This is a genomic window from Microbacterium sp. NPDC056057, assembly GCF_042266945.1.
Lineage (GTDB): Bacteria > Actinomycetota > Actinomycetes > Actinomycetales > Microbacteriaceae > Microbacterium > Microbacterium trichothecenolyticum_C.
On the sequence record NZ_JBHJWS010000004.1, the window covers coordinates 491,772 to 500,446 of the forward strand.

General features: G+C 69.8%; 9 protein-coding genes. 7 read left to right on the forward strand and 2 right to left on the reverse strand.

What is annotated here, in order from left to right; all coding sequences use genetic code 11:
* The first annotated feature begins 406 nt into the window (after nt 1-406).
* The 6 genes from ACFC1K_RS18620 (at nt 407) to ACFC1K_RS18645 (ending at nt 4,893) form a co-directional block, all read left to right on the forward strand.
* Nucleotides 407-1,168 (forward strand): AzlC family ABC transporter permease, encoded by a 762-nt coding sequence (locus tag ACFC1K_RS18620; RefSeq protein WP_310291858.1) that lies wholly within the window; start codon nt 407-409, stop codon nt 1,166-1,168.
* Nucleotides 1,165-1,479 (forward strand): AzlD domain-containing protein, encoded by a 315-nt coding sequence (locus ACFC1K_RS18625; protein ID WP_375872745.1) that lies wholly within the window; start codon nt 1,165-1,167, stop codon nt 1,477-1,479. The genes ACFC1K_RS18620 and ACFC1K_RS18625 overlap by 4 nt, the downstream gene beginning before the upstream one ends.
* A 68-nt stretch (nt 1,480-1,547) precedes the next feature.
* Nucleotides 1,548-1,913 (forward strand): DUF6113 family protein, encoded by a 366-nt coding sequence (locus ACFC1K_RS18630; RefSeq protein WP_375872746.1) that lies wholly within the window; start codon nt 1,548-1,550, stop codon nt 1,911-1,913.
* A 49-nt stretch (nt 1,914-1,962) separates the two neighbouring features.
* Nucleotides 1,963-2,283: a ferredoxin gene (gene fdxA / locus ACFC1K_RS18635; protein WP_018170155.1), complete on the forward strand. Its 321-nt coding sequence runs from the start codon at nt 1,963-1,965 to the stop codon at nt 2,281-2,283.
* 1 nt (nt 2,284) lies between these two features.
* Nucleotides 2,285-3,406, forward strand: a complete 1,122-nt coding sequence (gene dapC / locus ACFC1K_RS18640) for a succinyldiaminopimelate transaminase (protein ID WP_375872747.1) — start codon at nt 2,285-2,287, stop codon at nt 3,404-3,406.
* 188 nt (nt 3,407-3,594) lie between these two features.
* Nucleotides 3,595-4,893, forward strand: coding sequence for a citrate synthase (locus ACFC1K_RS18645; protein ID WP_310291849.1), 1,299 nt, complete (start codon nt 3,595-3,597; stop codon nt 4,891-4,893).
* Between the two features lie 78 nt (nt 4,894-4,971).
* Here ACFC1K_RS18645 and ACFC1K_RS18650 read toward each other — a convergent pair whose 3' ends face one another.
* Complete coding sequence (locus tag ACFC1K_RS18650; RefSeq protein WP_375872748.1) at nt 4,972-6,411, reverse strand: MFS transporter; 1,440 nt, start codon at nt 6,409-6,411, stop codon at nt 4,972-4,974.
* 171 nt (nt 6,412-6,582) lie between these two features.
* Between ACFC1K_RS18650 and ACFC1K_RS18655 the strand changes: the two genes are divergently transcribed.
* On the forward strand, nt 6,583-7,152 hold the full coding sequence (locus ACFC1K_RS18655) for a TetR/AcrR family transcriptional regulator (protein WP_375872749.1): 570 nt from the start codon (nt 6,583-6,585) through the stop codon (nt 7,150-7,152).
* A gap of 95 nt (nt 7,153-7,247) precedes the next feature.
* On the opposite strand, the gene dapD is transcribed toward ACFC1K_RS18655, so the two are convergent.
* Complete coding sequence (gene dapD, locus ACFC1K_RS18660) at nt 7,248-8,204, reverse strand: 2,3,4,5-tetrahydropyridine-2,6-dicarboxylate N-succinyltransferase (RefSeq protein WP_310291841.1); 957 nt, start codon at nt 8,202-8,204, stop codon at nt 7,248-7,250.
* Between the last annotated feature and the right edge of the window lie 471 nt (nt 8,205-8,675).

Below are 8,675 nucleotides of genomic sequence, written 5' to 3' on the forward strand. Positions count from 1 at the left end.
GGCCAACGCGCAGCAGGGGTACTTTGCAGTGATGTTGGCAACGTGCCCCACGAGTCAGGTCGTGGTCTTGCACTTCGACATCACAGGCAGCGCGGGACAGAACGTAGGAATTGGTTGGGGTGCTACTCCTGAACAGGCGGGCACCGCTGGGCTCGGCTACTACCGATATCTGACTCCTGGCGCAAACAGGTCCATCAATACTGGCGCACGCACGGTCTATTGGCAGAAATGGTCGTCGTCAGCCAGCGTGACTAGATATTGGACGACGTGCTCATACGCCGGGTTCTAATCAGGCCTCAACAGCGAGCGCTCGGACTTCGTCTCGGCGGGCACATTTCAAATGCCGACATTGAACAATCGTTCCGCCCCGGGACGGACGATGTCGCGCCGTCGGTAGCATGACGAGGTGACCCTCGACCCGCACTTCGACGACGCCCACAGCGCCGGCGAAGGCCGCAGGGCCGTCCGCGAGGGCCTCGGTGTCGCGCTGGCGACGAGTGCGTACGGCATCTCGTTCGGCGCTCTCGCGGTCGCGGCCGGGCTCGACGTCTGGCAGACGTGCGTCCTGAGTCTCGTGATGTTCACGGGCGGATCCCAGTTCGCCTTCGTCGGCATCGTGGGCGCCGGGGGACTGGCCGCCGTGCCGGCGGCGATCGCCTCCGCGGCGCTGCTCGGAGTGCGGAACGTGGCCTACGGCATCCGGATGTCCCCGGTGGTCGGCGCGGGCTTCTGGCGCCGCGCCGCGGCGGCGCAGTTCACCATCGACGAGTCGACCGCGGTGGCGCTCGCGCAGCGCTCACCGCACGCCCGGACGCTGGGGTTCTGGGTCACGGGCATCGGGATCTACGTCGGGTGGAATCTGTCGACGCTCGCCGGCGCGCTCCTCGGCGACGTGCTCGGCGACGTGCGGGCGTACGGACTCGACGCCGCCGCGGCGGCGGCGTTCCTCGCCCTCCTGTGGCCGCGCCTGCGCGCCCGCCAGCCCATCGTCGTCGGCGTGGCGGCGGCCGTCGTGGCGACGGTCCTCACGCCCGTGCTCATGCCCGGTCTCCCTGTCATCATCGCGGCCCTCGTCGCGATCGTGGTCGGCTGGACGAACTGGCTCGGCAAGGACGACCGGGTGAAGCCCGAACCTGACGACGTCGCCGAGAGGGAGGGGCTGCCGTGACCATGTGGACGGCCATCCTCGTGGCCTCGATCATCTGCGTCGCGCTCAAGACCGTGGGGTATCTCATCCCCGCGAAGTGGGTCGAGGCCCCGACGCCGATGCGCATCGCCGATCTGCTCACCGTGGCGCTGCTCGCCGCCCTCGTCGCTGTGCAGACCCTCGGCGCGGGGCAGGCGGTCGGGGTCGATGCGCGGGTCCCGGCCGTGCTCGTCGCCGCGGGTCTGCTGATGCTGCGGGCGCCCTTCCTCGTCGTGGTGGTCGCGGCAGCGCTCGTCGCGGCACTCCTGCGTCTGTGGGGCTGGGCGGCGTAGCCGACGGCTCAGCCCCGATCGCCGTCGAGCGGGGAGGACCGCACAGGTGCGGTCGGTACGATCGAGGCATGCGCCCTTCCGCCCCCGCCCGCATCGGCAGCTGGATCGTCGCCCTGCTGGTGGGACTGGTCTATGGCGTCGCCGGCACGGTGGCCCACGCTTACGCGATCGGCTGGTTCCCGCTCGGCCTGATCCTCGCCGTGATCGGCTCCGCCGCGCTGCTGCTGGCCGTGCGGCTGCTCACCTCCGATCGCTGGGCGACGCTGGCCACCGGTCTCGGCATGATGGTCTCGACCCTCGTCTTCTCGGGCAGCGGCCCCGGCGGCTCGGTCGTCGTGCCGCAGTCCGGGCTCGGCGTCGTGTGGACGATCGCGGTTCCGATCCTCGTCGCACTGGCCGTGGCCTGGCCGGATCGCATCCCCCGGATGGAGTGAGCGCGTCGCACGGCGGATCGTGATCGGAGGTCGCGGCTAGACTGGCCAGGTGACGTACGTGATCGCCCTTCCCTGCGTGGACGTCAAGGACCGCGCCTGCATCGACGAGTGTCCCGTGGACTGCATCTACGAGGGCGATCGATCGCTGTACATCCACCCCGACGAGTGCGTCGACTGCGGCGCCTGCGAGCCCGTGTGCCCGGTCGAGGCGATCTACTACGAGGACGACCTGCCCGACGAGTGGCAGGACTACTACAAGGCCAACGTCGAGTTCTTCGACGACATCGGCTCCCCGGGTGGCGCCGCCAAGGTCGGCGTCATCCACAAGGATCACCCGATCATCGAGGCGCTCCCGCCGCAGGAACACTGACGTGGGGGTCGCCGACCTCGCCGACTACCCCTGGGACGCGGTCGCGCCGTATGCCGCGCGCGCACGCTCCCACCCGGACGGCCTCGTCGATCTGTCGATCGGGTCACCGGTCGACGCGACGCCCGCCGTCGTCGCGGACGCGCTCCGCGCCGCGACCGACGCCCACGCGTACCCGCAGACTGTCGGCACCCCGAAACTGCGGGCGGCTATCGCGAGCTGGTACGACCGCCGCCGGGGCGTCGCCGGGCTGACCCCTGAGAACGTGCTCCCGACCGTCGGATCGAAGGAGCTCGTCGCCCTCCTCCCGCTGCTGTTGGGCCTCGGGCCCGGCGACGTCGTCGTGCACCCCCGCGCGGCCTATCCCACGTACGAGGTCGGAGCGCGCCTCGTCGGCGCGACGCCCGTCGCCGCCGACGACCCCGCGGACTGGCCCGAGGGCACCCGCCTGGTCTGGGTGAACTCCCCGGGTAACCCCGACGGCCGCGTGCTCGACGTCGACGCCCTGCGCGCGGCGGTGGAACGCGCCCGTGAGCTCGGTGCCGTGCTGGCGTCCGACGAGTGCTACGCGGAACTGGGGTGGGATGCCCCGTGGGACGCCGAACCGGTGCCGTCGGCACTGGACCCCCGCGTGACCGGAGGCGACCTCGGCGGCATCCTGTCGGTGTACTCGCTGAGCAAGCAGTCGAACCTCGCCGGCTACCGCGCGGCGTTCCTCGCCGGCGATCCCGCGGTGATCGCTCGCCTGCTCACGGCGCGCAAGCACCTCGGCCTCATGCTCCCGCTTCCGGTCCAGACGGCGATGACCGCCGCCCTCGAGGACGACGTCCACGTCGCGGCGCAGAAGGAGCTGTACCGCCGTCGGCGGGATGTGCTGCGCCCCGCCGTCGAGGCCGCCGGATTCCGCATCGACGCGAGCGAGGCGGGCCTGTACCTTTGGGCGACCGAGGGGCGCGACGCGTGGGAGAGCCTCGGGCGCCTCGCCGATCTCGGCATCCTCGCCGGTCCCGGCCACTTCTACGGCACGCACTTCCCGCAGCACATCCGGCTGTCGCTCACCGCGACCGACGAGCGCATCGCGGCCGCGGCCGCACGCCTGCGCGCGGCATCAGACATCTCGATCTGAGGATTCCTCTATCGGATGACGCGGGCCTTTGGTCGTGTCAACAGTAGGCGCGGCGGCGCACTAGGCTGTAAGAACGCGGCGACGCGGCATCCCCCGTCCCGCCCCTCCGTTCTGCTGCAGCCCTCTCCATGGCGCCGCACAGGACTGGACGACACCCCCGGTACGACCAGAAATCGCGAGGAGGCGCCGTGAGCGACGCGGGCACCCACCAGGAGAAGGCCACCCTCACGATCGGTGGCAGCACCGCCGAGTTCCCGCTCCTGCGGGGCACCGACGGCACACCGAGCGTGGACCTCTCCACCCTCACCCGCCAGACCGGCTATACGGCGCTCGACTACGGCTTCGTGAACACCGCGGCGACGAAATCCGCGATCACGTACATCGACGGCGACGAGGGCGTGCTGCGCTACCGCGGCTACCCGATCGAACAGCTCGCGAAGAACAGCACGTACCTCGAGGTCGCGTGGCTGCTCATCTACGGCGAGCTCCCGACCGCCGACGAGCTGGCCGAGTTCGATGAGAAGATCCGCCGGCACACGCTGCTGCACGAGGACCTCAAGCGGTTCTTCTCGGCGCTGCCGCACACCGCGCACCCGATGTCGGTGCTGTCGTCGGCCGTGTCCGCGCTCTCGACGTACTACGAGCACCAGTCCGACCCCAACAACCCCGAGCACGTCGAGCTGAACACGATCCGCATGCTCGCGAAGCTGCCCGTGATTGCGGCGTACGCGCACAAGAAGAGCATCGGCCAGGCGTTCCTGTACCCCGACAACTCGCTCGGGTTCGTCGACAACTTCCTCAAGCTCAACTTCGGCGTGCTGTCGGAGGTGTACGAGGTGAACCCCGTGATGTCGCGTGCTCTCGAGCGCCTGCTCATCCTCCACGAGGACCACGAGCAGAATGCGTCGACCTCGACCGTGCGCCTCGTCGGCTCGACCGGCGCGAACCAGTTCTCGTCGATCTCCGCCGGCATCAATGCGCTCTACGGACCGCTGCACGGTGGGGCGAACGAGGCCGTCCTCGACATGCTGGCGCGCATCCGCGACTCCGGCGAGAGCGTGCAGCGCTTCGTCGAGCGGGTCAAGAACAAGGAAGACGGCGTGAAGCTGATGGGCTTCGGGCACCGCGTCTACAAGAACTACGACCCGCGCGCGAAGCTGGTGAAGGAGTCGGCCGACGAGGTGCTGTCGGCCCTCGGTGTGAGCGACCCGCTCCTCGACCTCGCCAAGGAGCTCGAAGAGATCGCGCTGAACGACGCGTACTTCCAGGACCGCCGCCTGTACCCGAACGTCGATTTCTACACCGGCGTGATCTACAAGGCGATGGGGTTCCCGACCCGCATGTTCACGGTCCTGTTCGCCATCGGGCGTCTGCCCGGCTGGCTCGCGCAGTGGCGTGAGGCCGCGAGCGACCCGCAGACCAAGATCGGCCGCCCGCAGCAGCTGTACATCGGCGCCGCCGAGCGCAACTACCCCGGTCTGTCCTGACCCGGAAATGACGGATGCCGCGCCCCCGAGCGGGGGCGCGGCATCCGTCGTTGAGGGGGTTGTGCCCGCCGCGGCGAGTCAGCCGACTTCGGCTAGTGCTGCGTCGTCGGCGTTCTCGAGCGCGCCGTGGGTCGCAGCATCCGTCCGTCCACGCGGCCGGACGCTCAGCACCAGGATCGCGGCGACGACCGCCCCCGCGGCGAGCGTCAGCCAGGCGACGGCGTAGCCGTCGAGGGCAGGGGTGCCGCCGGGTTCGACCGCGCCGAACACGACAGCCGTCGTGAACGCGGAGCCGATCGCCGATCCGATGGTGCGCAGGTTGGCGTTGACGCCGGTCGCGATCCCGGTCCGGTCGGCGGGCACGCTCTCGACGATGATGCTCGCCGTCGACGCGTAGGCGAGGCCGATGCCCAGTCCGAAGACGCCGCCCGCGATCGCGAGGGTGACGAGGGTCTCGTGGTCGAGCACGGCGAACACGACGCCGCCCGCCATGAGCAGCGCACCGAGCCCCATCATGAGCCGCAGCGGGATGACGCGCGCGATCGCACCCGTCGCGAATCCGACGCTCGACATTCCGATGAGGAGCGGGAGCAGCGCCAGCCCGGCGGCCTGCACGCCGAGTCCGAGACCCCATCCGGAGTCGACGGGTGTCTCGAGGAACTGGGGAAGGTAGCCCCAGAACCCGAAGGCGGCGGCTCCGATGAGGAGCGCGGCGGCGTTGACGGGCCAGATCGCCCGCGAGGCCATGAGACGAAGATCGACGAGGGGGTCCGAAGACCGGAGCTCGGAGACCACCCACGCGATCATGAGCAGCACGGCGGCGCCGAACAGCGCGAGAGTGAGCGGGGCCGTCCAGCCCCAGCGCGCACCGGAGCTGAGCGGAACGAGCAGCGCGATGAGCCAGCCCGACAGGAGGACCGCCGAGAGGACGTTGACGCGGCCGACCGCGCGCAGACCTGCCGGCGGCACGAGCATCATCGTGAGCACGATGCCCGCGACCGCGGCCACGAAAGGGACGGCGAAGATCCCGTGCCACCCGAGGAGCTCGGCGAGGGGACCCGCGAGCACGCTGCCGGCCGCGCCGCCGATGCCGATGATGGCGCTGGTGGCGCCGATCGCGCCGGTGAGCTGGTGGCGGGGCATGACGTCGCGGAGCAGGCCGAACGCGAGCGGGAACAGCGCTCCACCCACGCCCTGCAGGACGCGGGCGAGGATGAGCACCTCGAGGGTCGGCGCGAAGGATGCGACGACGTCGCCGATCGCGACGACGGCGAGGACCGCCAGGAATGTGTTGCGGCGGCCGCGGAGGTCGCCGATGCGGCCGAGCAGGGGGGTGGCGACGGCGGCCGCGATGAGCCAGGACGTGTTGGTCCAGGATGCGGCATCCGCCGTGACGCCGAAGTCGGCGGCGATGAGGGGGATGACGGGGATGACGAGGTTCTGGAGCAGCGCGAGCGAGGCGACGCTGAGAGCGATCGCCGCGAACGCCGCGCGGGGTGTGAACGGGACAGTGGGCATCGACGGGCCTTCCGATGGGTGCGGATCCGGTGAATGCGGGATAAAGTGGAGGGAGGTCTCCGAACGGAGGATGCCTCCGCTTTGAGATTAGCGGAGGGTCCCTCCGTTTCGCAACCACAGGTTTCGCCGTCGCCGGAGAGCGCGGCTCGGGTACAGCGGAAGGGTGCGGTCATGGCGGTGGTCGAGCGGGTGTCTGCGCTGGATGCACGTCGTCCGCAAAGGGCTGACGCCGCGAGGAATTTCGACGCGCTCGTCGCCGCCGGACGTCTGGCGTTCGCCGAGGAGGGATCAGGAGCGTCCCTCGAGGACATCGCCCGCCGCGCCGGCGTGGGGATCGGCACTCTGTACCGCAACTTCCCGACCCGTGACGACCTCATCGAGACCCTCTACCTCGGGGAGGTCGACGCGCTCGCGCGCGCCGCGGACGAGGTCTCCGATCTCGAGCCGTGGGAGGCGCTGCGTGCGTGGCTCGACCGGTTCGTCGCCTACGTCGGAACCAAGCACGCGCTGCTCGATGGGCTGAACCGCCGTTCACCCGTGCTCGCGGAGTGCCGCACGATCATGCTGTCCGCGGGCGAGCCGCTGCTCGAGCGTGCCCAGGCGGCCGGCGACGTCGACCCCGACATCTCGATCGGCGACGTGGTCAAGCTCGTCTCCGGGGTCGCGGCGGTCGCCTCGTTCGACGATGAGGCTCAGCGCCGACGCGTTCTCAATCTCGCGATCAACGCCATCCGCCGCTGAGGCGTCGCGCTCACGCGCCGCTGCGCTCTCGACCGGTGGCCGCAACGACGAGACCGCCCCGTCGTGGATGACGGAGCGGTCTCGGTGCGCGGGACTCAGGCGTGGAGCGCCTCGTTGAGGGTGACGCCCACGCCGGCGCGGCGGACGGCCTCGACCGCTCCGGTGAGCGAGTTGCGGCGGAAGAGCAGGCCGGTGCTGCCGGAGAGGTCGGCTCCCTTCGCTGTGGGAAGCGTCCCGTCGGCCCGACGGGGCTCGTCCGCCAGGACGATCTTGGTGCCCGCGGTCACGTAGAGGCCGGCCTCGACGATGCAGTCGTCGCCGAGCGAGATGCCGATACCGGCGTTCGCACCGAGCAGCGTGCGGGCCCCGACCGACACCTTGTGGGTGCCGCCGCCGGAGAGGGTGCCCATGATCGAGGCGCCGCCGCCGATGTCGCTGCCGTCTCCCACGACCACGCCCTGAGAGATGCGGCCTTCGACCATGCTCTGGCCGAGGGTGCCGGCGTTGAAGTTCACGAAGCCCTCGTGCATGACGGTGGTGCCGGGCGACAGGTAGGCGCCGAGCCGCACACGGGACGCATCGGCGATGCGGACGCCGGCCGGCGAAACATAGTCGAGCAGTCGGGGGAACTTGTCGAGTCCCTGTACCTGGATGCCCTCCCGGACGAGGAACGGGCGCAGGCGGTTGAGCGCGTCGGGATGCATCGGGCCCGCGTTCGTCCACGCCACGTTCGGCAGGTGCGCGAAGATCCCGTCGAGGTTCACCTCATTGGGGCGCACGAGCAGGTGCGAGAGCGCGTGAAGGCGCAGATACGCGTCCGGAGTCGATGTCGGCGCCGCATCGAGGTCCGCCTCGATCGCGACGACCTCCACCGTGACGGCGCGCCGTTCGTCGGCGACCGCCAGGCGGTCGAGTTCGTCCGGCGGCATCTGAGGGTCGTAGCCCAGAGGGATGCGTCCGGCAGCAGGGGAGGGGAACCACGTGTCGAGCACGGTTCCGTCTTCGGCGGTCGTCGCGAGGCCGACGCCCCACACCCATCTTTCTTCGGTCATGCCTCAACGCTAGCGCGCGGGCTCCGCCGAAGTTCCGCGTGTTTCCGGGGCTGGAGCGTTGCGACACGCCCGGGGGGCGGGGTGGATTCGACGTGAGGGCGGGACCCACGTAATGTTCTTGTTGTTCGCCCCAAAGGGTAGAGCGGAGGCCTCAGGGTCTGGCTCCCGTCAAGTTGCGAACCACCCCATCCGATCTGCTCCTGGCGAGCAGGCCGGGTTCCGGTTTAGGATGGGTTTCTTCCACTTCTGTGACTGCTGGTCTCCGGCTGTGGTCAGGTCTTGCGCCTGACCGAGCCGACTTGACAAGCGAGAGCGGATGTGTAAGATGGTGAAGTTGCCCAGCCGGGGTAGCGGGTCGTGGGATTCGTTGCGGGTTGGTGCGTCCGATCTTTGAGAACTCAACAGCGTGCACTTGTCAAATGCCAATTTTTTTCTCTGTCGACCAGTTTTGCTGGTTGGTGGGGGTCTTTT